1 protein-coding gene is annotated in these 1,876 nt (G+C 58.3%); it reads left to right on the top strand.

The features are described 5' to 3' along the window. Nucleotides 1-279 precede the first annotated feature (279 nt). On the top strand, nucleotides 280-1,876 hold a 1,597-nt coding region (locus tag NW840_RS12980), incomplete at its 3' end, for a serine/threonine protein kinase (protein ID WP_414344709.1).

Below are 1,876 nucleotides of genomic sequence, written 5' to 3'. Positions count from 1 at the left end.
ACCTTGAGCTTGCAGGAGACGGTCAGGACTTGGGTCATGGTTCTATCATAACTTCCGCATTCCTCCCGACCCTCGTCCTACGGACAGAGGGCGGGGCTCCTGCGATTTCTAGCTGAGAAGTCACCTTGAAGAATCAACTGAAAACCCCGCCATTTCCAACAGATGGCCCCAATCCGGATCCCTGAGTTCAGCCGCGACCTAGGCTGATGCAGACCTCAGCAATTCGGTTTATGGTATGGACATTCCCCCTGCAATTCCTCTTCTCCAAGCTGCAAACCCATGACCGCAGATCTCACCAACCGCATTTTGGGCAACCGCTACCAGCTGATTCAAGAAATTGGTAGCGGTGGTATGGGATCCGTCTTCCGCGCCTTAGACTTACACAACAACGGCCAAGAGGTAGCTGTCAAGATCTTATATGCCCCCATGCTGCTGAGCCGGGGCGACTTCCAGACAGACTTGCGCCGTCGCTTTGCCGAAGAGATCCGCGTTAGCACCCTTCTGGGGCAGCATCCTCGCATCGTCAAGGTTTTGGATCACGGCCAAGAGGGGGAGCAGGCCTACTTGGTGATGGAGTACCTCAAGGGGCAGGATCTGGGCAAGCTGATCCGAGAAAAAGGGGCTTTGCCGGTTCGACAAGCCGTTCGACTAGCCTTGCAGGCCTGTGAGGGGCTGCACTTTGCCCACACGTTTCAGGCCAAGGTAGAGGGTCGCGAGATTCGAGGCGTTATCCATCGCGACATCAAACCCAGCAACCTCTTCATCGAGCAAGTTTTTCAAAATGGCAAGCTTATCCCCCAACTGAAAATCCTCGACTTTGGCGTGGCCAAAACCCTGGCGGATCACACCCTCAGCCTGGGCACCCAAAAAGGGGGAGGATTTATCGGCACAGCTCGCTACGCCTCTCCCGAACAGATACGGGGCAAAGCCTTGGATGCCCGCTCGGATATCTACTCCTTTGGCGTGGTGCTCTACGAGATGCTGACGGGATCCATGCCCTTTCAGCTGGAAACCGACTCCCTGCACAGCTGGATCCACGCCCATTGCTACGAAAGCCCAATCGAGATCAACCCGAAGGCAGCCCCCCAGCCGATCCCACCCCCTTTAGCAGCCGTGGTGATGGATTGCCTGAAAAAAAACCCAGACGAACGACCGCAAACGATGCGGGAGCTAGGGGAGCGGCTGCTGCAAGCCTATGACCTGACGGCAACCACCCAACTCTCTAGTGGCCAAGCCAGCACTGTGATCCTGCCCACCGGCAGCGCCAAGCCTCAACAGGATGCTCCACCCTCTTCTGACCCCAAGCCACCAATCCAAACCACCCGCAATACAGGATCAGCTTCTGGAGCCTTTGAAGATATCCGCGATGAGGATCTGGATCTCATCGAAGATGAGCCGGTCTCTCCCCCCTCCCCAGGTGCAGGGATCCCCTATTACATCACCGAGCGGGAACCCTCCTCAGCAGAAGCTCCGCCGGAAACACCGGATCCCTCCCCCCAAAGTGAGGATGAAACTCCCAAAACGCCCTCCACAGTGATCCCAGCCAGCAACGCTCTCTCGACCGTTCAGGATCCCCCCGTCGCTCGCCCTGCCACGCCGGCACGAACCGATACTCCCCGCACTCGCCCTCTGCGGCAAGCTGCCCCCCAAACGGTTCTGCAACCTTCCGACAGCAACCTGAAGTGGGTTTTGGCCGGGGGATCCCTAGGCGTCATGGCTCTGCTGGCCGCCTTTTTGCTGTGGCCACGCCCAACGATCCGCGATAGCCGGGAAGAACCGGATCCGATCCCTACCGCTGAAGTAACCCCAACACCTACACTCGAACCTGCTCCCACTCCAACGCCGACACCCACCCCGACTCCGACACCGGCACCCA

It is taken from the genome of Synechococcus sp. R5-13, from assembly GCF_047462015.1.
Taxonomy (GTDB): domain Bacteria; phylum Cyanobacteriota; class Cyanobacteriia; order Thermostichales; family Thermostichaceae; genus Thermostichus.
This window is presented reverse-complemented; position numbering and strand designations above follow the sequence as displayed.